General features: G+C 37.5%; 21 protein-coding genes. 19 read left to right on the plus strand and 2 right to left on the minus strand.

All coding sequences use genetic code 11. The features are described 5' to 3' along the window. Position 1: 1 nt before the first annotated feature. Positions 2–1348 carry an Nramp family divalent metal transporter gene (locus BMX18_RS03995; RefSeq protein WP_093815206.1) on the minus strand — a complete coding sequence of 449 codons (1347 nt, stop codon included), beginning with the start codon at positions 1346–1348 and terminating at the stop codon, positions 2–4. 220 nt (positions 1349–1568) lie between these two features. On the opposite strand from BMX18_RS03995, the gene BMX18_RS04000 reads away from it, so the two are divergent. Next, a complete protein-coding gene (locus tag BMX18_RS04000) occupies positions 1569–2195 on the plus strand; it encodes a class I SAM-dependent methyltransferase (protein WP_093815208.1) in 627 nt (208 codons plus the stop codon). 215 nt (positions 2196–2410) lie between these two features. On the opposite strand, the gene BMX18_RS04005 is transcribed toward BMX18_RS04000, so the two are convergent. Continuing rightward, positions 2411–3061: a prepilin peptidase gene (locus BMX18_RS04005; RefSeq protein WP_093815210.1), complete on the minus strand. Its 651-nt coding sequence runs from the start codon at positions 3059–3061 to the stop codon at positions 2411–2413. Positions 3062–3200: 139 nt separating this feature from the next. Here BMX18_RS04005 and BMX18_RS04010 point away from each other — a divergent pair, with 139 nt between their 5' ends. From BMX18_RS04010 to ileS, 18 genes are all read left to right on the plus strand, one after another. Beyond that, entirely contained in the window at positions 3201–3725 is a 525-nt protein-coding gene (locus BMX18_RS04010) for a Dps family protein (RefSeq protein WP_074559453.1), read from the plus strand. A 130-nt stretch (positions 3726–3855) separates the two neighbouring features. After that, positions 3856–4065 carry a YqgQ family protein gene (locus tag BMX18_RS04015; protein WP_006531568.1) on the plus strand — a complete coding sequence of 70 codons (210 nt, stop codon included), beginning with the start codon at positions 3856–3858 and terminating at the stop codon, positions 4063–4065. Continuing rightward, positions 4058–5026 carry an ROK family glucokinase gene (locus BMX18_RS04020; protein WP_039697292.1) on the plus strand — a complete coding sequence of 323 codons (969 nt, stop codon included), beginning with the start codon at positions 4058–4060 and terminating at the stop codon, positions 5024–5026. The genes BMX18_RS04015 and BMX18_RS04020 overlap by 8 nt, the downstream gene beginning before the upstream one ends. A 10-nt stretch (positions 5027–5036) precedes the next feature. Beyond that, on the plus strand, positions 5037–5417 hold the full coding sequence (locus BMX18_RS04025) for a rhodanese-like domain-containing protein (RefSeq protein ID WP_039697291.1): 381 nt from the start codon (positions 5037–5039) through the stop codon (positions 5415–5417). A 14-nt stretch (positions 5418–5431) separates the two neighbouring features. Then, positions 5432–6481, plus strand: coding sequence for a hypothetical protein (locus BMX18_RS04030; protein WP_093815212.1), 1050 nt, complete (start codon positions 5432–5434; stop codon positions 6479–6481). 173 nt (positions 6482–6654) lie between these two features. Next, positions 6655–8499 (plus strand): translational GTPase TypA, encoded by a 1845-nt coding sequence (gene typA, locus BMX18_RS04035; protein ID WP_074559456.1) that lies wholly within the window; start codon positions 6655–6657, stop codon positions 8497–8499. Between the two features lie 89 nt (positions 8500–8588). Then, positions 8589–8861, plus strand: coding sequence for a DUF3165 family protein (locus tag BMX18_RS04040; protein ID WP_039697289.1), 273 nt, complete (start codon positions 8589–8591; stop codon positions 8859–8861). A 142-nt stretch (positions 8862–9003) separates the two neighbouring features. Next, positions 9004–10359 carry a UDP-N-acetylmuramoyl-L-alanine--D-glutamate ligase gene (gene murD / locus BMX18_RS04045; RefSeq protein WP_093815214.1) on the plus strand — a complete coding sequence of 452 codons (1356 nt, stop codon included), beginning with the start codon at positions 9004–9006 and terminating at the stop codon, positions 10357–10359. A 2-nt stretch (positions 10360–10361) separates the two neighbouring features. After that, positions 10362–11438, plus strand: a complete 1077-nt coding sequence (locus BMX18_RS04050) for a UDP-N-acetylglucosamine--N-acetylmuramyl-(pentapeptide) pyrophosphoryl-undecaprenol N-acetylglucosamine transferase (RefSeq protein WP_093815216.1) — start codon at positions 10362–10364, stop codon at positions 11436–11438. Next, a complete protein-coding gene (locus tag BMX18_RS04055; RefSeq protein ID WP_093815218.1) occupies positions 11439–12674 on the plus strand; it encodes a cell division protein FtsQ/DivIB in 1236 nt (411 codons plus the stop codon). Positions 12675–12809: 135 nt separating this feature from the next. Next, the gene (ftsA, locus tag BMX18_RS04060) at positions 12810–14183 is read left to right on the plus strand and encodes a cell division protein FtsA (protein WP_039697286.1); all 1374 of its coding nucleotides are present in this window, start codon (positions 12810–12812) and stop codon (positions 14181–14183) included. Between the two features lie 19 nt (positions 14184–14202). Further along, positions 14203–15528, plus strand: coding sequence for a cell division protein FtsZ (ftsZ, locus tag BMX18_RS04065; protein ID WP_039697285.1), 1326 nt, complete (start codon positions 14203–14205; stop codon positions 15526–15528). Further along, a complete protein-coding gene (locus tag BMX18_RS04070; protein WP_006531551.1) occupies positions 15528–16202 on the plus strand; it encodes a YggS family pyridoxal phosphate-dependent enzyme in 675 nt (224 codons plus the stop codon). The genes ftsZ and BMX18_RS04070 overlap by 1 nt, the downstream gene beginning before the upstream one ends. 12 nt (positions 16203–16214) lie before the next feature. Then, on the plus strand, positions 16215–16823 hold the full coding sequence (locus BMX18_RS04075) for a cell division protein SepF (RefSeq protein ID WP_074563268.1): 609 nt from the start codon (positions 16215–16217) through the stop codon (positions 16821–16823). A gap of 3 nt (positions 16824–16826) precedes the next feature. Next, complete coding sequence (locus BMX18_RS04080; RefSeq protein ID WP_006531549.1) at positions 16827–17084, plus strand: YggT family protein; 258 nt, start codon at positions 16827–16829, stop codon at positions 17082–17084. Continuing rightward, positions 17081–17866, plus strand: coding sequence for a YlmH family RNA-binding protein (locus BMX18_RS04085; protein WP_074869249.1), 786 nt, complete (start codon positions 17081–17083; stop codon positions 17864–17866). Before BMX18_RS04080 ends, BMX18_RS04085 begins: the two co-directional genes overlap by 4 nt. Positions 17867–17876: 10 nt before the next feature. After that, positions 17877–18635 (plus strand): DivIVA domain-containing protein, encoded by a 759-nt coding sequence (locus BMX18_RS04090; RefSeq protein WP_074559481.1) that lies wholly within the window; start codon positions 17877–17879, stop codon positions 18633–18635. 323 nt (positions 18636–18958) lie between these two features. Further along, the gene (ileS, locus tag BMX18_RS04095) at positions 18959–21757 is read left to right on the plus strand and encodes an isoleucine--tRNA ligase (RefSeq protein ID WP_093815220.1); all 2799 of its coding nucleotides are present in this window, start codon (positions 18959–18961) and stop codon (positions 21755–21757) included. Positions 21758–21845: the final 88 nt, after the last annotated feature.

Here is a 21845-nt window from a genome sequence, read left to right on the forward strand (position 1 = left end):
TTTAAAACAAATCAACAATTAATTTTAAATTTAGGACGGTTAAGATAACGGCGACAAGGTATCCTAAAATGGTATTCCATTTGCTATTGACGAAGTCTCCCATAATCTTGCGATTTGATGTGAAATACACCAAAGGGAAAATAGAGAAAGGAAGTGCAAGAGATAGGAAGACTTGCGAGTAAACAATTAATTGATCAAGGACACTTTCTTGACTACCGTAAAGAAGTGCGATAATCAAGACTGGAGCTAAGGCAACTAGGCGCGTGACTAGTCGGATTAACCATTGAGGTAATCTCAGTTTTAAGAAACCTTCCATGACAATTTGTCCAGTTAGTGTACCAGTGATGGTAGAGTTTTGTCCGCTAGCTAAAAGTGCAATAGCAAATAGAGTTGACAAAGCAGCACTAGCAACAGCTCCTGCAATATTTGAATCTTGAAGGGCATCATACATTTGTGAAAAAGCGTTAATGTCATTAGCGTGTCCATAAAAGAGTGATGCTCCTAAGATAAGAAGAAGTGAGTTCACCACAAAAGCAACTGTTAGTTGAATATTAGAATCCCAAGTCATAAAACGAACCGCTTGTTTAATAGAAGATTGACTGGAATAATCAACTTTACGTGTTTGTGAAATGGATGAGTGAAGATAGAGATTATGTGGCATTACGGTTGCACCAATAATCCCTAAAGCAAGTGTCAATTTACTATTAACACCACTTTGATGCAAATCTATGATAGACGACTGAGGAATATAGCCATGTAAGATACCTGAGAAACTTGGTTTTGATAACAAGACTAAATATAAGAAGATAATCAAAATCGTTGCAATCAAGGTTGAAACCAAAGCTTCAATTTTACGAAAGCCAAGCTTCATCAAGGATAAGAGAATAAAAACATCTAAGATAGTTATTAAAATGGAAAATAGCAACGGCCATCCAAATAGTAAATGGAGCGCAATCCCAGAGCCGATAACTTCTGCTAAGTCTGTTGCCATCAAGGCTAATTCAATGACAATGAATAAAAGAATACGTAGTTTCTTAGGTAAATGAGCAGCAGTCGCCTGAGCTAAATCCTTTCTTGTAACGATTCCTAATTTTCCCGCCATCTGCTGTAACTGCATCGCAATCAGAGATGATATCAGTATAACTGATAAAAGGAGATATTTATAAGTAGCCCCACCGACAACACTAGTAATCCAGTTACCAGGGTCCATGTAACCAACAGCTACTAAAGCTCCTGGTCCAATAAAGGCTCGAAGTGTTTGCCAAAATGAGGCATTTTTTGGAACCGCAATACTTTGATTGACCTCACTAAGTGATTTTTGAGAAGTAACAATAGTTTCCAAAAGCATCCCTCTTTTCTAAAACTCTTATTTAAGGCCTATTATAGCAGAAGAATTTTAAAAATAAAGTATTTTTAACTATATTTAACAAAAAAATTAAGTGCGCTTAAAATTATATAAAGACTTGGATATGCTCCAAAAATAGAGTCTTTTGTGCACTTTATCTATGCTAAAAGTTTTTTAGAACTGAGAATTAGTGTATAGTATATGGATATAGGGGGTACTAGAAATGTTAGACAATAAGGGATTTGATTTATGGGCGGATGGATATGATGTTGCTGTTGGACTATCAGATGAAAGTGACACCTATCCGTTTGCTGGATATAAAAAAGTATTGGGTGGAATATTTGAAGAAGTTTTGTCAAAGAAAAATGCTGCTGTTTTAGATATTGGATTTGGCACAGGTACACTTACAACACAACTTTATGAGAATGGTTGCAAAGTATATGGGCAAGACTTTTCGGCGCGAATGATTGAATTAGCTAAAGAGAAGATGAATAACGCAACTCTCTTTCAAGGTGATTTTTCAAAAGGATTAGTGCCAGAATTAAAAGATTGCAAGTTCGATTATATTGTTGGTACTTACTCTTTGCATCATCTTACTGATGAGAGAAAAGTACTATTTTTCAATGAGCTATTGAATCAGTTAAACGATGGAGGAAAGTTGCTTATTGGAGATGTTGCTTTCAATACCAGATTGGAACTCGAAGAGTGTAAGGCAGAATCAGGTGATGATTGGGATGAGGATGAAATCTATTTTGTATTTGATGAAATCAGAGATTTCTTTCCGCAAGCAACATTTGAACCTAAATCATATTGTTCTGGAATACTCACAATTATAAAAGAGCAGAACTAGGTGCACAATTAGATTTTGTGAGGACAACGTGAACAGAAGAGTATTTAGATGGATACTGTGTATTTTGAGAATGTACTAACTATAAGAACATATCATGAATTAAGGGATTCCGTTTATTGGAATGTTTTGGTAGTGAATAATCAAAGAAAATATTATCAAAGATTTGATACAGATGACTTTTAAAAGTAAAGTATTTTTATTATATCTACTAAAAATTAAGTGTACTTAAAAAACGACACAAGAAGGTATCCGAAAAAGAGAAAAGGCACAAAAGGGATTCGTTTATTTTTGTGTAAAAGACAAAAAATAATTCCTGTAAATGACCCGATTTCTACAATCCATAAAATATTTTGTAAGTCCAAAAAAAGGCTCAAAGTTGCTAGATAAAAACAATCTCCACTACCAAGTTTCACATCAATCAGCTCTGCAATGATTCCAAACAACAAAAGGATAATAGTGAGAGTTTTGATTGGTGTAACTGGGAGTAAACAGCAACTCGGGAGCAACCATATTAGTAAAGGAAATGATTGGTATTTTAAATCGTAGATACTGAGCGTGAGACTTAAAAAGATGATAAAGAGTGTCGAGAGTGGTAGCATTCCTTGATAGCAGACGGCAGTTAATATTCCGCAGATGAATTCAAAAATGCCATACCATAAAGGAATTTTACTTTTGCAAAAATGGCAGCGAGAATGGTTAAAAATCTGAGAAAAAACTGGAATCATGTCCAGCGGTCTCAGTTGTTTACCACAGGTATTACAATGACTAGCAGGAAATAAAATAGATTCCTTTGGAAAGCGATCAACAACTAATCCGATAAATGAAGCCAGCGATGCTCCAAGAAAAAAGAATAATAAAGTGTCCATACCTTATTATTCGAAAAAAATTTTTAAAACTTGTGAGCATATTATTTGCTACTTATTTAGAATTATTCTAAAATAGAATCATAAAGAAAAGGAAATATTTCCTAAAACCATTGATTTTATTTTTTAGAGGAGGTCGCTTATGACTCAAACAATGACTGAAACTATTTACGCATCTGTAACACATAACATTTCACAAAATACAAAAAATGCTAAAACAAAGGCTGTGCTTAATCAAGCAGTAGCAGACCTATCAAAGGCTGCTTCAATCGTTCACCAAATCCACTGGTACATGCGTGGTGCTGGATTCTTCTACCTTCACCCAAAAATGGATGAATTGATGGACGGACTTAACGCTAACTTGGATGAAATCAGCGAACGTTTGATTACAATCGGAGGCGCACCATTCTCTACACTTAAAGAATTCGATGAAAACTCTAAATTAGAAGAAACTGCTGGTTCATTTGATAAGACAATGGACGAAAATCTTGCTCGTTTGGTTGAAGTTTACACTTACCTTACAGCTCTTTATCAAGTTGGTCTTGATGTGACTGACGAAGAAGGAGATGCCCCATCAAATGACATCTTCACAGCAGCAAAATCTGATGCTGAAAAAACAATTTGGATGCTTCAAGCCGAACGTGGACAAGCTCCAGGACTTAAATAATTAAGAAAAAACACGATAGTGGGCCGAAAGGTCCACTATTTTTTCATGAAAACAAATGAAAACGTAAAAATAAAGAAAACGATTGCATATCCTATTGAAAAAGAGCCTTATTTTTGATAAAATGCTTTGTATGAAAACTTTATTTGACGTGCAGCAACTGTTGAAACGGTTCGGCATTTTTGTCTATATCGGTAAACGTCTTTATGATATAGAAGTCATGAAACTTGAACTTGAGAAATTGTATGAAAATGGGTTGATTGACAAGGCTGACTACCTGAATGCAGAATTAATTTTGCGTCGCGAGCACCGTTTAGAAATGGAGAAAGAAAATAATGACTAAAAAACTTTTAGGGATTGACCTAGGTGGAACAACGATTAAATTCGGTATCCTAACTCTTGAAGGTGAAGTTCAAGAAAAATGGGCAATCGATACAAATACACTTGAAGATGGAAAACACATCGTTCCTGATATTGTTGAATCAATCAAACACCGTTTGAACCTTTACGGTTTGACAAAAGATGATTTTGCTGGTATCGGTATGGGTTCACCAGGTGCTGTTGACCGTGAAAACAAAACTGTTACAGGTGCCTTCAATTTGAACTGGGCTCACACTGAAGAAGTTGGTTCAGTGATCGAACGCGAACTTGGTATTCCATTTGCTATCGACAACGATGCTAACGTAGCTGCTCTTGGTGAACGTTGGACAGGTGCTGGTGCTAACAACCCTGATGTTGTTTTCGTAACACTTGGAACTGGTGTTGGTGGTGGTGTTATCGCTGATGGTAACCTTATCCACGGTGTTGCAGGTGCTGGTGGAGAAATCGGTCACATGAACGTTGAACCAGTTGATGGTTTTGAATGTACATGTGGTAACAAAGGATGTCTTGAAACAGTTGCTTCAGCAACAGGTGTTGTTCGTGTAGCTCGTCACTTGGCAGAAGAATACGAAGGTGATTCAAAAATCAAAGCTGCTATCGACAATGGTGATGTGGTAACAAGTAAAGATATCTTCGTAGCTGCTGAAGCTGGTGACCACTTTGCTGACTCAGTTGTTGAAAAAGTTGGTTTCTACCTTGGACAAGCAACTGCTAACATTGCAAACATCTTGAACCCAGACTCAGTTGTTATCGGTGGTGGTGTATCAGCTGCAGGTGAATTCTTGCGTAGCCGTGTTGAAAAATACTTCGTAACATATGCATTCCCACAAGTTCGTAAAACAACTAAAGTGAAAATCGCTGAACTTGGTAACGATGCTGGTATCATCGGTGCTGCAAGTCTTGCAAGCCAATTTGTAGATTAAGAGGCAAAAAATGAACTGGATGATTTTTCTAATTGCTTTAGTCGTTATCATTGGCTGGTTTGCATGGACATACATTAGTGTTCGTCGTTCAGCTAAATTCATTGATAATGCAGAATTTGAAAGTATGATTCACACAAGTCAATTGATTGATGTTCGTGAAGCAGCTGCTTTCAAAACAAAACACATTATGGGAGCACGTAATCTCCCAGCTAGCCAAATTCAATTGTCTTACTCAGCTATTCGTAAAGACAAACCAGTTCTTTTATATGACAGCAGTAGAAGTGCTGCCCTTCCACGTGTTATCAAAACATTGAAAAAAGCTGGTTACACAAATCTTTACGTCCTCAAAGACGGCTTTGATTATTGGACTGGTAAAATTAAAGAAGGTTAATCATTTACCAATATATGGAATTTGAAAAAGAAAATTTAAAGAGAAAAAATGATGAGAGTAAGGATGTTCTAAAATCCAAACACCTCAAAAATCAGATTTTTCAATTAGATTTGGAATTAAGTCAAGCAACTGATGAGGATGAAAAGAAGAAGCTTGAAGCGTTACGTAATGTTTATGTCGAAAAACTGCAAGAAAACAAGAAACGTCGTTTAATCAGGATTCTTTTAATCAGTCCATTGGTTTTCTTGGCTCTGATTATTTTGTATCTCGTCACAGCTTTCAATCGAGAAACAACTGCCAATAATAAGGCAGAGTGGTCACCGTCTACAGTAGCGACTTCATCAAGTACTTCAAGTTCATCAACATCAACAAGCACAACTGAAACTGAGAAATCCTCAGGTATCAAGCAAGGTGTTCCTGCGGAGCTTGTTGGAAATTGGAAAACAGCTGATTTTGACGGAGTTATTTTGACAATCAGTGAAGACGGTACAATGACCAAAAATCAGTCTAATTATATTGTTACAGAGCGTGTTTCTGGTTATGAAGAAGTGGCGCAAGGTGTTTATCGTTTTTATCCTGCTGATGGAAGTGATAGTGAAGCTATTGGTGCACTTATTTTTAGTGGTATCGGTGGTGCTGGTTATCAAACAACACCAAAATTTGCTTCGGGAATTTATGTCAAAAATGGCTATATTTATCCACAATTCTGGACAACAACCTCTAGCAAATTCACTTATTCGTTAAATACTAATCTCAAATTAGTACCAACCGACCAAGCAGCTCTTGCTGATGCCATTGATACTAAAAATTTAACGTCTGAGCAAGTGGAAGCTTGGGTTCTTTCTATTTATGCTTCACAAAATCAATTATCTGACGCAGAAAAAGATGATTGTTTCGTAAATGTTAAAGCTTATGATGACAATTTAGTGTATGCTAGCGTTCGTAAAAATAGCGATAGCAAAACACGTCTAGCCCTATATCGTGTTAATGCAGACGGCTATCTTGAACAAGGCACACTCGAAGCAACCAATTGGAGCGTTGTCAGCACCGCTTATGTCGAGTAAGATGAGAAATAGTTAAAACATAACAAAAGATGGGACGTGGTTCCCATCTTTTTACATACTATAGAAGCTAAATCCGTTTCTGAAAACATTTACACAGCTTTTAACGATGTTTTTTTAGGTGAAATATGATATAATTCAAAAGTTAGAATAAATTAAAAATAAATCGAGGAATCATGACTAAATTAAGAGAAGATATTCGTAACGTGGCGATTATCGCCCACGTTGACCACGGGAAAACAACCCTTGTTGATGAATTGTTGAAACAATCACACACACTTGACGAACGTAAAGAATTGCAAGAACGTGCAATGGATTCAAACGATCTTGAAAAAGAACGCGGAATTACAATCCTTGCTAAAAATACTGCAGTTGCTTATAACGGTGTTCGTATCAACATCATGGACACACCAGGACACGCGGACTTCGGTGGAGAAGTTGAACGTATCATGAAAATGGTTGATGGTGTTGTTCTTGTTGTCGATGCTTACGAAGGTACTATGCCTCAAACACGTTTCGTGTTGAAAAAAGCTCTTGAACAAAACTTGACACCTATCGTCGTTGTTAATAAAATTGATAAACCATCAGCTCGTCCAGCAGAAGTTGTTGACGAAGTTCTTGAACTTTTCATCGAACTTGGTGCCGATGATGATCAACTAGAATTCCCAGTTGTTTACGCATCAGCTATCAATGGTACATCATCACTTTCTGATGATCCAGCTGATCAAGAACACACAATGGCTCCTGTCTTTGATACAATCATTGACCACATTCCAGCTCCAGTTGACAACTCAGAAGAACCACTTCAATTCCAAGTGTCACTTCTTGATTACAACGATTTCGTTGGACGTATCGGTATCGGACGTATCTTCCGTGGTACTGTTAAAGTTGGTGACCAAGTTACTCTTTCTAAACTTGATGGCTCAACTAAAAACTTCCGTGTTACGAAATTGTTTGGTTTCTTCGGACTTGAACGTCGTGAAATCCAAGAAGCTAAAGCTGGTGATTTGATTGCTATCTCAGGTATGGAAGATATCTTCGTTGGTGAAACAATCACTCCAACTGATTGCGTTGAACCACTTCCAATCCTTCACATTGATGAACCAACTCTTCAAATGACATTCTTGGCAAATAACTCACCATTTGCAGGTCGTGAAGGTAAATTCGTAACATCTCGTAAAGTTGAAGAACGTTTGCTTGCTGAATTGCAAACTGACGTATCACTTCGTGTTGATCCAACTGATTCTCCAGATAAATGGACTGTATCAGGTCGTGGTGAGTTGCACTTGTCAATCCTTATCGAAACAATGCGTCGTGAAGGATACGAACTTCAAGTATCACGTCCAGAAGTTATCATCAAAGAAATCGATGGCGTAAAATGCGAACCATTCGAACGTGTTCAAATCGATACACCAGAAGAATACCAAGGTTCAGTTATCCAATCATTGTCAGAACGTAAAGGTGAAATGATTGACATGCAATCAACTGGTAACGGTCAAACTCGTCTTGTCTTCTTGGCACCAGCTCGTGGACTTATCGGTTACCCAACTGAGTTCCTTTCAATGACTCACGGTTACGGTATCATGAACCACACATTCGACCAATACATGCCAGTTATCAACGCTGAAATCGGTGGACGTCGTCGTGGTGCTCTTGTATCTATCGATACTGGTAAAGCAACAACATACTCAATCATGTCTGTTGAAGAACGCGGAACAATCTTCGTTAACCCAGGTACTGAAGTATACGAAGGTATGATCATTGGTGAAAACTCACGTGAAAACGACTTGACAGTTAACATCACTAAAGCTAAACAAATGACAAACGTTCGTTCAGCTACGAAAGACCAAACTGCTGTTATCAAAACTCCACGTATCTTGACTCTTGAAGAATCACTTGAATTCTTGAACGATGACGAATACATGGAAGTTACACCAGAATCAATCCGTTTGCGTAAACAAATTCTTGATAAAAACTTGCGCGCTAAAGCAGCTAAAAAGAAAAAATCAGCTGAAGAGTAAAATAGTCTGCTAGACTATTTTAGTTCCAAACTTAAAATAAACTCGGAAAACAATACACATAAATTTGAATTGTAGGAAGGAATCATGAAATGTTTTATTTAATTATTGCAATCTTAATTATTTCATACTATATTTTCATGGCTCCTAAAACAATTCGTAATACTCTTGGGATGATTGGTTTTGTTGGCTTAGTTGCAATGCTACTTGTTTTAGCGGTAATGAGCTTTGTTAAAATCATGCAATCACCACCAGAAATTTTTCTTGCACTTGCTATGGTTGCCTTGGGATTTTTCGCGCTAAGGGATGTCTATCGCTTACCTGTTAAGAAAAATGAAAATGAGCAATATAGCGAAAGAGGCTGAGTATTTACTCAGCTTTTTTTGTCATAAACACTCTATCAGACATTGCGACACTAAGATTGTCTTAAATGCCGTAGAATGATTGAAAAACGCCTTAAATAAAGGTAGAATATTATTATATTTGCAATGTTAGAATGGATATATTATGAAAAAAATTGAAACATTTGAAAATAAAAAAGTCTTAGTTCTTGGTTTAGCAAAATCTGGAGAAGCTGCAGCGCGTCTCCTTGAAAAATTAGGTGTTATCGTTACAGTTAACGACGGTAAACCATTTGATGAAAATCCAGCTGCACAATCTCTTCTTGAAGAAGGCATCAAAGTTATCTGTGGTAGTCATCCACTAGAACTTTTGGATGAAAACTTTGAATTGATGGTTAAAAACCCAGGAATTCGTTACGATAATCCAATGGTAGCTCGCGCTATTGAAAAACATATTCCAGTTATCACAGAAGTTGAGTTGGCTTACATGATTTCAGATGCCCCAATTATTGGTATCACTGGTTCAAATGGTAAAACAACAACAACAACTATGATTGCTGAAACATTGAACAATGGTGGTAAATCAGGTCTTCTTTCAGGAAATATTGGTTTTCCTGCTTCTGAAGTGGCACAGACTGCTACAGATAAAGACACTTTGGTTATGGAATTATCTTCTTTCCAATTGATGGGAACAGATACTTTCCACCCACACATGGCTGTTATTACAAACCTTATGCCAACACATATTGACTACCATGGTAGTTTTGAAGAATATGTTGCTGCAAAATGGAATATTCAAAAGAATATGACAGCAGAAGATTATTTGGTACTTAACTTTAACCAAGATTTGGCAAAAGAATTAGCACAAAAAACAGCAGCACAAGTTGTCCCATTCTCTACAACTGAGAAAGTTGACGGTGCTTACCTAGATGGTGATACTTTGTATTTCAAAGATGAAGCTATCATGAAAGCATCTGAAATCGGTGTTCCTGGTAGCCACAACGTTGAAAATGCTTTGGCAACAATCGCAATTGCAAAACTCTCAGGTATTGCAAATGAAGCTATTAAAGAAACTTTGTCACATTTTGGTGGGGTTAAACACCGTCTTCAAGCTCTTGGTGAAGTTAACGGCATTAAATTCTATAACGATTCTAAATCAACAAATATTCTAGCAACTCAAAAAGCTCTTTCAGGATTTGATAATTCAAAAGTTATCTTGATTGCTGGTGGTCTTGACCGTGGTAATGAATTTGACGAACTTGTTCCAGATATTACAGGTGTTAAATTGATGGTTATCCTTGGAGAATCAGCTCCTCGTGTGAAACGCGCAGCTGATAAAGCACAAGTTCCGTACGTTGATGCTAAAGATGTCGCAGATGCTGCTCGTATTGCTTACAGTAAAGCTGAAGCTGGTGATGTTGTTCTCTTGAGCCCTGCTAATGCAAGCTGGGATATGTATAAGAGCTTTGAAGTTCGTGGTGATGAATTTATCGCAACCTTTGAAGCTATCAAAGGAGAATAAGCATGGCTAAAAAAATCGTATTTACCGGTGGTGGTACAGTTGGCCATGTTACCTTGAACTTGATTCTTATCCCAAAATTTATCAAAGATGGTTGGGAAGTTCACTATATTGGTGACAAACATGGAATTGAACACGAACAAATTGAAAAATCAGGTCTAGATGTAACCTTCCATTCTATTGCAACAGGAAAATTAAGACGTTATTTTTCATGGCAAAACATGCTTGATGTGTTTAAAGTTTCATTTGGAATTCTTCAATCAATTGCAATTATCGCTAAAATTCGTCCACAAGCTTTATTCTCAAAAGGTGGCTTTGTATCTGTCCCACCAGTCATTGCGGCAAAAACACTTGGAGTTCCTGTTTTTGTGCACGAATCTGACTTATCAATGGGCTTAGCCAATAAAATTGCCTATAAATTTGCGACAACGATGTACACAACCTTTGAACAAGCCAAAGGCTTGGTGAAAGCAAAACATGTTGGTGCGATTACAAAAGTTGGTAGCAAAGTTGCTTATGATAGCAGCAAAATTGAAGAAATTAAAGCACACTTTAACCCTGAATTGAAAACACTTCTTTTCATCGGTGGTTCTGCTGGTGCACGTGTTTTCAATGACTTTATTACAAATACTCCAGAATTAGTTGACCACTATAATGTCATCAACATTTCAGGAGATAAAAGTTTAAACGGATTGAGTCAAAATCTCTATCGAATTGATTATGTCACAGATCTTTATCAGCCTTTGATGGATATGGCAGATGCTGTTGTGACACGCGGTGGTTCAAATACCATTTTTGAATTAGTGGCGATGAATAAATTGCACTTGATTGTGCCTCTTGGAAAAGAAGCAAGTCGAGGAGATCAGCTTGAAAATGCAGCTTACTTTGAGAAAAAAGGTTATGCTCGCCAACTTTCTGAAGATCAACTCACTTTCACACATTTGCAAGAAGAGCTCACACAACTCTTTGAACAAGAAAATAGTTATCACACACAAATGAAAAATTCCACTGAAATCAAGTCACAAGAAGAATTTTATGATCTGCTTAAACATGATATTTCTAAGACTGCAAAAGGAATTTAAATGACAAAAAAGAAAGAGCCTAAAAAAAGTCAAAAAGATAAATCAGAAAAAAAATCAGCTTTGACAGAATGGCAAAAACGTAATATTGAGTTTCTAAAGAAAAAAGAAGCCGAAAAAGCGGAAAAGAAAAAACGCCAAGAAAAATTACGCTTAGAGCGCAAGCCGAAAGCAACAGATACTGATACCAAAGCTGAAAAAGTCGAAGAAAAAGCTTTGACTGCAGAAGAGAAGAAAAAGACTAAAGAAGCTAAAAAAGAAGAAGCTAGAAAAGCCAAAGAGGCTAAAAAATTACAAAAACTGGAAGCTAAAAAAGAGAAAACGCCTCTTCAAAAAGCGATTCATCATGCGCTACCAGTTATCATCACTTCTGCGGTTATTCTTTTAATTTCAATCTTTTTGGTAACCCCATTTAGTAAAAAGAAAATTGTTACGGTTACGGGTGCGACAACGGTTAGTCAGGAAGAAGTGATTAGAGATTCAGGAATTAAACCGTCTAACTATCTCTTTTCATTGATTTTCCACCATTCAGCTTATGAAAAAAATATTATTAGCAAAAATAAAATGGTGAAAAGTGCTAACTTTATTTACCGTTTCCCAAATAAATTAAATATTGATGTTAAAGAGTACAGCATAATTGCTTATGCCCAAACTGATGATGGCTATCAGCCAATCCTTGAAAATGGGACACGTATTGGTCTTGTAGGAGCTTCTGAATTACCAGAAAGTTTCTTAACGATTAATTTATCATCAGAAAAAGACATTCAAAAACTGGTTAAGGCTTTTTCAAAATTGGATAAAGATTTGGTTAATCAAATTCAAATTGTCAGCTCAGCAGATTCTGCAACAACATCAGATTTATTGAAATTGGAAATGCATGATGGAAACGTTGTTCGTGTTCCACTATCTGAGTTGGCTAAGAAATTACCATATTATTTGAAAATAAAAGATAGCTTGCCAGAAAACAGTATTGTTGATATGGAAGTGGGAATTTATGCAACTTCTGAATCCATTGAAGCATCTGTTGCAGCGGATAAAGAAAAAGCTAAAAACGAAAACAAAGAAGAATCAGAATCTGATTCTAAATCTGACGAAGAAAACTCTCAAACCGAGTCGAGTGAGGAAGCTACAGCAACGGAATCAAGCGAAGCTGAAGGCGCAGAAAATCAAGCTCCAGAAGCTACAAATGAAGAGCATCCGAACGAAACCGCAGTAGTTGAACAAGTAGCTCAACAATAAAATTAAGATTCTATAACAAAAAACGTAAAATGATAACATTTTACGTTTTTTTATGATATAATATTTTCTGAATAATTCTGATTTTATGCAGATTTTAGAATAGTAAATGATTGGAAAGATAGTGAGGTCGAGTGAATGGCTAGAAATGGCTTTTTTACAGGATTAGATATAGGGACAAGCTCGATTAAAGTTCTAGTAGCAGAATTTGTTTCTGGCGAAATGAACGTGATTGGTGTGAGTAACGTTCCCAGCACGGGAGTAAAAGACGGTATTATTATAGATATTGAAGCAGCTGCAGAAGCAATCAAAACAGCGATTGAACAAGCAGAAGAAAAAGCTGGAATGACAATCGATAAGATTAATGTTGGTCTTCCAGCTAATCTTCTTCAAATCGAACCAACTCAAGGTATGATTCCAGTTCCAAGTGAATCAAAAGAAATCAAAGATGAAGATGTTGATAGCGTTGTTAAATCAGCATTGACTAAGAGCATCACTCCAGAACGTGAAGTTATCTCTTTGATTCCAGAAGAATTTATCGTTGATGGTTTCCAAGGTATTCGTGACCCACGTGGCATGATGGGAATTCGTTTAGAAATGCGTGGTTTAATTTATACTGGACCAACAACAATTCTTCATAACCTTCGTAAAACAGTAGAACGTGCTGGTATCAGTGTTGAAAATGTTATTATTTCACCACTTGCTTTGGCAAAATCAGTTCTTAACGAAGGTGAACGTGAATTTGGTGCTACTGTGATTGATATGGGTGGCGGTCAAACAACCGTTGCTTCTATGCGAGCACAAGAATTGCAATATACAAACATCTATGCAGAAGGTGGCGAGTATGTCACTAAAGACATTTCTAAAGTCTTGAAAACTTCTATGGAAATTGCTGAAGCCCTTAAATTTAACTTTGGTCAAGCAAACTTAGAAGAAGCAAGCTCTTCAGAAACTGTTCAAGTAGATGTTGTTGGTAGCGAATCTCCAATTTCAGTTAGTGAACGCTACTTATCAGAAATCATTTCTGCACGAGTTCGCCACATTTTAGATCGTGTTAAACAAGATCTAGAACGTGGACGTCTACTTGACCTACCAGGAGGAATTATTCTTGTTGGTGGTGGAGCAATTATGCCAGGTGTGGTAGAAGTTGCTCAAGAAATTTTTGGAACAACTGTCAAACTACACGTTCCAAATCAAGTTGGTATCCGCAACCCAATGTTTGCCAATGTTATTAGCTTAGTTGAATACGTTGGGACAATGAGCGAAGTTGATGTTATTGCTCAACGTGCGGTATCTGGTGAAGAATTACTTCGTCGTAAACCAGTTGATTTCGAACCACAGCCACAAGTACAAGCGCAACAACGAGTGGTTTATAATAACGAACCTGTTGTACCAGTTAATGAAAACATGGTACCACAGCCAGCTCCAGTTCAGCCTGTACAAAGACACGAAGAACCAAAATCAAAATTTAGCGAACGTGTTCGTGGTATTTTCGGAAGTATGTTTGACTAATAATAAGTGAGGAATAAAAATGGCATTTTCATTTGACACAGCATCAGTACAAGGTGCAGTTATTAAAGTTATTGGTGTCGGTGGTGGCGGAGGTAACGCCATCAACCGCATGATTGATGAAGGTGTTGCTGGTGTTGAATTTATCGCAGCAAACACTGATATCCAAGCATTGAGCTCTTCAAAAGCTGAAACTGTTATTCAGTTAGGCCCTAAATTGACTCGTGGACTCGGTGCTGGAGGACAACCTGAGGTTGGTCGTAAAGCCGCTGAAGAAAGCGAAGAAGTATTGACTGAAGCTCTTACAGGTGCTGATATGGTCTTCATCACTGCTGGTATGGGTGGTGGATCTGGTACAGGTGCTGCACCAGTTATCGCACGTATTGCTAAAAGTCTCGGAGCTCTTACAGTTGCAGTTGTAACACGTCCATTTGGTTTTGAAGGTAACAAACGTGGTAACTTCGCTGCAGAAGGTATCCAAGAACTTCGTGAACAAGTTGATACATTGCTTATCATTTCAAATAACAACCTTCTTGAAATTGTTGATAAGAAAACCCCACTTCTTGAAGCTCTTAAAGAAGCAGATAACGTGCTTCGTCAAGGTGTTCAAGGTATTACTGATTTGATTACAAATCCAGGTCTTATCAACCTTGACTTTGCCGATGTTAAAACAGTAATGGCTAACAAAGGTAACGCTCTTATGGGGATCGGTATCGGTTCTGGAGAAGAACGTATCACTGAAGCAGCTCGTAAAGCTATCTTCTCTCCACTTCTTGAAACAACAATTGATGGTGCTGAAGATGTTATCGTTAACGTAACTGGTGGTCTTGACATGACTCTTACTGAAGCAGAAGAAGCTTCTGAAATCATCAGTCAAGCAGCTGGTAAAGGTGTTAACATCTGGCTTGGTACATCTATTGATGATACTATGAAAGATGAAATCCGTGTAACTGTTGTAGCTACAGGTGTTCATCAAGATCGTGCAGAACAAGTCGCTGGATTCCGTCCACAAGCAACTCGTTCATTTGCTCAAAACAACGCACAACAAGCAGCTGGCGCTCAATACGCTTCAGAACGTGCTCAACAACCAGGTCAAGCCGCTTTTGAACGTCGTTCAAACTTTGACTATGATATGAGCGAAAACCATGCAATGCCAGCTCCACAACAACCAACAGCAAATCAATCACAACAAAAAGATAATTCATTTGGAAATTGGGACCTTCGTCGCGATAACATCGCTCGTCCAACAGAAGGTGAACTTGATAGCAAATTGACAATGTCAACATTTACAGCTAATGAAGATGCTGATGATGAACTTGAAACACCACCATTCTTCAAAAATCGTTAATGACCGATTTTCAAAAAAATAAAGACCTTGTTTTTGAACAGGTTGCGCAAGCAACAAAAGCAGCCAATCGTTCACAAGAAAGTGTCAAGATTATTGCTGTGACGAAGTATGTTGATAGTGGTGTTGCTGCTCGTCTTATTGACACAGGTATTGAACATATTGGTGAAAATAGGGTCGATATGTTTCTGGATAAGTATGAAGCGTTAAAAGATAAAAATTTAACATGGCACCTAATCGGTACTCTACAGCGTCGTAAAGTAAAAAATGTCATTAATTACGTTGATTATTTTCACGCTTTAGATTCTGTTAAATTAGCTGCTGAAATCCAGAAAAGAGCAGAGCATCCCATTAAATGCTTCCTACAGGTTAATATTTCCGAGGAAGAGAGTAAACACGGCTTTAAAGTTTCAGAAATTGATGAAGCTTTAGCTGAAATCTCTGACTTTGATAAAGTGGAAATTGTAGGATTGATGACGATGGCGCCTAAGAATGCTTCTGAAAGTGAAATTGACGACATTTTTGGAAAAGCCGACAAACTTAGACAAGAGTTGCAGGCACGACAATTAGCTCATATGCCGTTTACCGAATTAAGTATGGGGATGAGTGGTGATTTCCCAATTGCTATTCGCAATGGGGCAACTTTTGTCAGAATTGGTTCATCATTCTTTAAATAACGGGAGAAAAACATGGCTTTTAAAGATAAATTTGACAAACTAATCTCTTATTTCGATACTGATGAGGTAAGTGATGTTGAAGAAACTGTTGAAGATGAGGTTAGACAACCTCGTGTTCAACAACAAGTTGAGGCTAAGCCACAGCAAGCACCTAGACGCGCAGAACAGCAATTCTCATCAGCACGAGCTCAACAAGTTCAAGCTGGTGGTGCTGTTCGTCAACGTGTGCAACCTCAACAAAGACGTGCTACTGATGAAAATCCGCACGTTCATTCATTGAATCAACGTCGTGAAGAACAATTACAAGTTCGAAACAATCAAACGACTACAACAATTGCCTTGAAATACCCTCGTAAATATGAGGATGCTCAAGAAATTGTTGATTTATTGATTGTTAACGAATGTGTATTGATTGATTTTCAATATATGCTTGATGCTCAAGCACGTCGTTGTCTTGATTTTATTGATGGTGCAAGTAAAGTTCTTTATGGTAGTCTTCAAAAAGTTGGCAGTTCAATGTATTTGTTGACGCCATCAAATGTCATCGTCAATCTCGAAGAACTTCCAATCCCAAATGCGGGACAAGATGTTGGGTTCGATTTTGACATGAAGAGACGCTAATATATGATTTTTGTATTAATTGTACTATTAAAAACCATTCAATTTTACTCTTATCTGCTAATTGCGTATGCGCTCCTATCTTGGTTTCCTGGTGCGTATAACACTGGATTTGGTCGTTTACTGGTTCAAATTGTTGAACCAGTAATTAAACCTTTTCAACGTTTAAATCTTCAATTTATGGGATTGGACTTTACGATTTGGGCCGCGGTTATTGCCTTAAATCTCTTAAGTCGCTTTCTTATTATGTTATTGGTTCGATGAAAAAAGAAATTTACCAACATTTTCGACCTGAAGAGTATGATTTCATTGAAAAAATGGATGACATCGCTCAGAGGGTAGAAGAGACATACGCTTATTCATTAACAGATTTTCTAAATCCTCGCCAAGTTGATATTGCTAAAAGTATTCTTGGAAATCGAGGCTTGCGCTACTTTGTTTCGAGTGATTATTATCCTGCAGAGTACGCACGTATACTAGTTGCACCTGATTACTATGAGCTAAATTTGGAAGATTTCGAGTTAGCACTGCTAGAAGTGAACTATAATTCGAAATTTAATCAATTAACTCACGCTCAAATAATGGGAACTTTACTTCACAAGCTTGGAGTTAAGCGAACGATTATTGGAGATATTTTAGTTGAACAAGGCTACGCACAGTTATTAGTTACGAAAAATATGGTTGATTATTTTCGAGTTAATGTTACTAAGATTGCAAAAGCAAGTGTAAGCCTAAAAGAGATTCCACTTGACCAGTTAATTAAGGGAGAAAAAGAATCTCATCAGCTAGATATCATGGTTTCAAGTATGCGTTTGGATAAAGTTCTAGCAACAGTTTTGAAGCTTTCTAGAAGTCAAGCTATTCAGTTGATTAGTGCTGAAAAGGTAAAGCTTAACTATCAGACGCTTGATAGACCTTCAGAAATGCTTCAAGTTGGAGATTTGATTAGTGTTAGAGGATTTGGTCGGTTTTCTATCTTAAGTGAGAATGGGCTTACGAAGAATGGAAAATACAAATTGACCGTAGATAAGATGATACATAAATAAGGAGAAATCAATGGCACTTACAGCACTTGATATTAAAGATAAAACATTTAAATTAAAATTTCGTGGATACGACGAAGAAGAAGTTAATGAATTTCTTGATATCGTTGTAGATGACTACGAAGACTTGGTTCGTCGCAATCATGAACAAGAAAACAGAATCAAAGATTTGGAAGACAAACTTGCTTACTTCGATGAGATGAAAGAATCTTTGAGCCAATCTGTTATTCTTGCTCAAGAAACTGCTGAAAAAGTTAAAACATCAGCTAATGATGAAGCTGCTAACCTTGTTAGCAAAGCTAACTACGATGCACAACATTTGATTGACGAAGCAAAATCTAAAGCAAACCAAATCTTGCGTGATGCAACAGATGAAGCTAAACGTGTTGCGGTTGAAACAGAAGACTTGAAACGTCAAACTCGTGTCTTCCACCAACGTTTGGTTGCTGCTATCGAAGGTCAACTTGGTTTGACAAATTCACCAGAATGGACAGAGTTATTGCAACCAACAGCTGTTTACCTTCAAAATTCAGATGCAGCTTTCCGTGAAGTTGTTGAAAAAGTTTTGGAAGAAGAAATGCCTGAAGCTGATGATGAATTGTCAATGGATGCTACACGTCAATTCACTCCAGAAGAAATGGAAGAATTGCAACGTCGTGTAGAAGCAGGAAACAAACACCTTGAAGAAACACAAAAACTTCCTGTTATTGATGATGCTGATGACATCAATCTTAACGAAACACAAACATTTAAATTAAATATTGAAGAATAAGAAAAACGCGATTGATATGCTATATTAACAGCGAGTGGACGATGGTGCGAGGTCTGCAATCACTGGGATATCAGTTATCCTTTTCTAAGATTTTATCTGAATAGAGTAAGATAAAAGGGATAAACTCACCTTACGGGTTAAAGAGGGAAATTTAGATTTCTACCCTATTTTTAGTGTAGCTAAATTTCTAAACTAAGGTGGTACCACGAGCTTTCGTCCTTATTGAGACGAGAGCTCGTTTTGTTTTACCACTTAAAAAAGTCATTTTTCTGTCAATGAGTCAATCATGGGCAGTTGAATATTATTTATTATAAGGAGTAGTCATGAAATTAAAAGAAACGCTTAATCTTGGAAAAACTGCTTTTCCAATGCGTGCTGGACTCCCAAACAAAGAGCCTAAATGGCAAAAAGAATGGGAAGAAGCAGACATCTATGCTAAACGTCAACAATTAAACGAAGGCAAACCTTCATTCAATCTCCACGATGGACCTCCATATGCCAATGGTAATATCCACGTTGGTCACGCCATGAACAAAATTTCTAAAGACATTATTGTGCGTTCAAAATCAATGTCTGGTTTCCGTGCTCCTTATGTTCCTGGTTGGGATACACATGGACTTCCAATTGAACAAGTGTTGGCTAAAAAAGGTGTAAAACGTAAAGAAATTCCTTTGACTGAATACCTTGAAATGTGTCGTGAATACGCTCTTAGCCAAGTAGACAAACAACGTGAAGACTTCAAACGTCTTGGTGTGTCTGCAGATTGGGAAAATCCTTATGTAACACTTATCCCTGCATATGAAGCTGCACAAATCCGTGTCTTTGGTGCAATGGCTGATAAAGGTTATATCTACCGTGGTGCTAAACCAGTTTACTGGTCATGGTCATCAGAATCAGCTCTTGCCGAAGCTGAAATTGAATATCATGATATTGATTCAACTTCACTTTACTATGCTAACAAAGTTAAAGATGGTAAAGGTGTTCTTGATACAGATACATACATCGTTGTTTGGACAACGACTCCATTTACAGTAACTGCTTCACGTGGTTTGACTGTTGGTCCTGATATGGATTATGTTGTTGTTAAACCTGCTAACGATGATCGTAAATTTGTTGTTGCAGAAGCACTTCTTGATAGCCTTGCTGAAAAATTCGGTTGGGAATCATTTGAAGTTCTTGCAAAACACAAAGGTACTGAACTTGAATACATCGTTACTGAACACCCATGGGATACAGAAGTAGACGAACTTGTTATCTTGGGTGATCACGTTACACTTGATTCTGGTACTGGTGTTGTCCACACTGCCCCTGGTTTTGGTGAAGATGACTACAATGTTGGTGTTAAATACAACCTTGAAGTTGCTGTTACAGTTGACGAACGCGGTATCATGATGGAAAATGCTGGTCCTGAATTCCAAGGTCAATTCTACGATAAAGTTGTTCCAACAGTAAAAGAAAAACTTGGTGATCTTTTGCTTGCTAGCGAAGTTATCACTCACTCATACCCATTTGACTGGCGTACTAAAAAACCTATCATCTGGCGTGCAGTACCACAATGGTTTGCATCAGTTTCTAAATTCCGTCAAGATATTCTTGATGAAATTGAACGCACAACATTCTATCCAGAATGGGGTCGCACTCGTCTTTACAACATGATTCGTGACCGTGGTGACTGGGTAATCTCACGTCAACGTGCATGGGGTGTTCCGCTTCCAATCTTCTACGCTGAAGATGGTACAGCAATCATGACTAAAGAAGTGACTGACCACGTTGCTGACTTGTTCGAAGAATTTGGTTCAATCGTATGGTGGGAACGTGATGCTAAAGATCTTCTTCCAGAAGGATTCACTCACCCAGGTTCACCAAATGGTGAATTTACTAAAGAAACTGATATCATGGACGTTTGGTTCGATTCAGGTTCTTCATGGAATGGTGTTATGAACGCTCGTGAAGGTTTGGAATATCCAGCTGATCTTTACCTTGAAGGTTCTGACCAATACCGTGGTTGGTTCAACTCATCATTGATCACTTCAGTTGCTGTTAACGGACATGCACCTTACAAAGCTGTGCTTTCACAAGGTTTCGTTCTTGATGGTAAAGGTGAAAAAATGTCTAAATCAAAAGGAAACATCATTTCACCAAACGACGTTGCAAAACAATACGGTGCTGAAATCCTTCGTTTGTGGGTTGCTTCAGTAGATACTGATGCTGACGTACGTGTTTCTATGGAAATCCTTGGTCAAGTTTCAGAAACTTACCGTAAAATCCGTAACACACTTCGTTTCTTGATTGCTAACACAACAGACTTCAATCCAAACGAAGATGCCGTCGCTTACGAAGACTTGCGTTCAGTTGATAAATACATGACTGTTAAATTCAACCAATTGGTAGCAACAATCCGTAAAGCTTATGAAGACTATGACTTCATGGCTATCTACAAAGCTGTTGTTAACTTCATCACAGTTGATTTGTCAGCATTCTACCTTGATTTTGCAAAAGACGTTGTTTACATCGAAGCAGCAGACAATATTGCTCGCCGTCAAATGCAAACAGTCTTCTACGATATCTTGGTTAAAATCACTAAATTGTTGACTCCAATTCTTCCGCACACAGCTGAAGAAATCTGGTCATACCTTGAATTCGAACCAGAAGAATTCGTTCAATTGTCAGAATTACCAGATGCTGAAGTCTTTGAAGGACAAGAAAACATTCTTGAAGAATGGGATGCCTTCATGACACTTCGTAACCAAGCTCAAAAAGCTTTGGAAGAAGCTCGTAACGCTAAAGTTATTGGTAAATCATTAGAAGCTCACTTGACAATTTACGCTGGTGAAGAAGTGAAAACTCTTCTTGCTGCCCTTGATAGTGACATTGCTCAATTGTTGATCGTATCACAATTGACTGTTACTGACGAAGCTGCTCCAGCAGAAGCAGTTGCCTTTGATGGTGTTGCCTTTACAGTAGCGCATGCTGAAGGTGAAGTTTGTGATCGTTGCCGTCGCGTAGACCCAACAGCTAAAGAACGTTCATACGGTGTTACAATTTGTGACCACTGTGCTGAAATCGTTGAAGCTAACTTCCCAGAAGCAGTTGCAGAAGGCTTTGAAGTAAAAGCAAAATAATGCGATAACCTATAATAACTAAAAACGAACTCATTTGAGTTCGTTTTTTTATATGTAAACTAAAAAAAATCAGGTTTTTAAAACCTGA

This window comes from Streptococcus sp. 45 (assembly GCF_900108865.1).
In the GTDB taxonomy this organism is placed as follows: Bacteria; Bacillota; Bacilli; order Lactobacillales; family Streptococcaceae; genus Streptococcus; species Streptococcus ruminicola.

Excerpts from the sequence above, each read along its gene's own strand:
- BMX18_RS03995 (WP_093815206.1), bottom strand. The coding sequence starts at position 1,348 with ATGCTTTTGGAAACTATTGTTACTTCTCAAAAATCACTTAGTGAGGTC.
- BMX18_RS04000 (WP_093815208.1), top strand. The coding sequence starts at position 1,569 with ATGTTAGACAATAAGGGATTTGATTTATGGGCGGATGGATATGATGTT.
- BMX18_RS04005 (WP_093815210.1), bottom strand. The coding sequence starts at position 3,061 with ATGGACACTTTATTATTCTTTTTTCTTGGAGCATCGCTGGCTTCATTT.
- BMX18_RS04010 (WP_074559453.1), top strand. The coding sequence starts at position 3,201 with ATGACTCAAACAATGACTGAAACTATTTACGCATCTGTAACACATAAC.
- BMX18_RS04015 (WP_006531568.1), top strand. The coding sequence starts at position 3,856 with ATGAAAACTTTATTTGACGTGCAGCAACTGTTGAAACGGTTCGGCATT.
- BMX18_RS04020 (WP_039697292.1), top strand. The coding sequence starts at position 4,058 with ATGACTAAAAAACTTTTAGGGATTGACCTAGGTGGAACAACGATTAAA.
- BMX18_RS04025 (WP_039697291.1), top strand. The coding sequence starts at position 5,037 with ATGAACTGGATGATTTTTCTAATTGCTTTAGTCGTTATCATTGGCTGG.
- BMX18_RS04030 (WP_093815212.1), top strand. The coding sequence starts at position 5,432 with ATGGAATTTGAAAAAGAAAATTTAAAGAGAAAAAATGATGAGAGTAAG.
- typA (WP_074559456.1), top strand. The coding sequence starts at position 6,655 with ATGACTAAATTAAGAGAAGATATTCGTAACGTGGCGATTATCGCCCAC.
- BMX18_RS04040 (WP_039697289.1), top strand. The coding sequence starts at position 8,589 with ATGTTTTATTTAATTATTGCAATCTTAATTATTTCATACTATATTTTC.
- murD (WP_093815214.1), top strand. The coding sequence starts at position 9,004 with ATGAAAAAAATTGAAACATTTGAAAATAAAAAAGTCTTAGTTCTTGGT.
- BMX18_RS04050 (WP_093815216.1), top strand. The coding sequence starts at position 10,362 with ATGGCTAAAAAAATCGTATTTACCGGTGGTGGTACAGTTGGCCATGTT.
- BMX18_RS04055 (WP_093815218.1), top strand. The coding sequence starts at position 11,439 with ATGACAAAAAAGAAAGAGCCTAAAAAAAGTCAAAAAGATAAATCAGAA.
- ftsA (WP_039697286.1), top strand. The coding sequence starts at position 12,810 with ATGGCTAGAAATGGCTTTTTTACAGGATTAGATATAGGGACAAGCTCG.
- ftsZ (WP_039697285.1), top strand. The coding sequence starts at position 14,203 with ATGGCATTTTCATTTGACACAGCATCAGTACAAGGTGCAGTTATTAAA.
- BMX18_RS04070 (WP_006531551.1), top strand. The coding sequence starts at position 15,528 with ATGACCGATTTTCAAAAAAATAAAGACCTTGTTTTTGAACAGGTTGCG.
- BMX18_RS04075 (WP_074563268.1), top strand. The coding sequence starts at position 16,215 with ATGGCTTTTAAAGATAAATTTGACAAACTAATCTCTTATTTCGATACT.
- BMX18_RS04080 (WP_006531549.1), top strand. The coding sequence starts at position 16,827 with ATGATTTTTGTATTAATTGTACTATTAAAAACCATTCAATTTTACTCT.
- BMX18_RS04085 (WP_074869249.1), top strand. The coding sequence starts at position 17,081 with ATGAAAAAAGAAATTTACCAACATTTTCGACCTGAAGAGTATGATTTC.
- BMX18_RS04090 (WP_074559481.1), top strand. The coding sequence starts at position 17,877 with ATGGCACTTACAGCACTTGATATTAAAGATAAAACATTTAAATTAAAA.
- ileS (WP_093815220.1), top strand. The coding sequence starts at position 18,959 with ATGAAATTAAAAGAAACGCTTAATCTTGGAAAAACTGCTTTTCCAATG.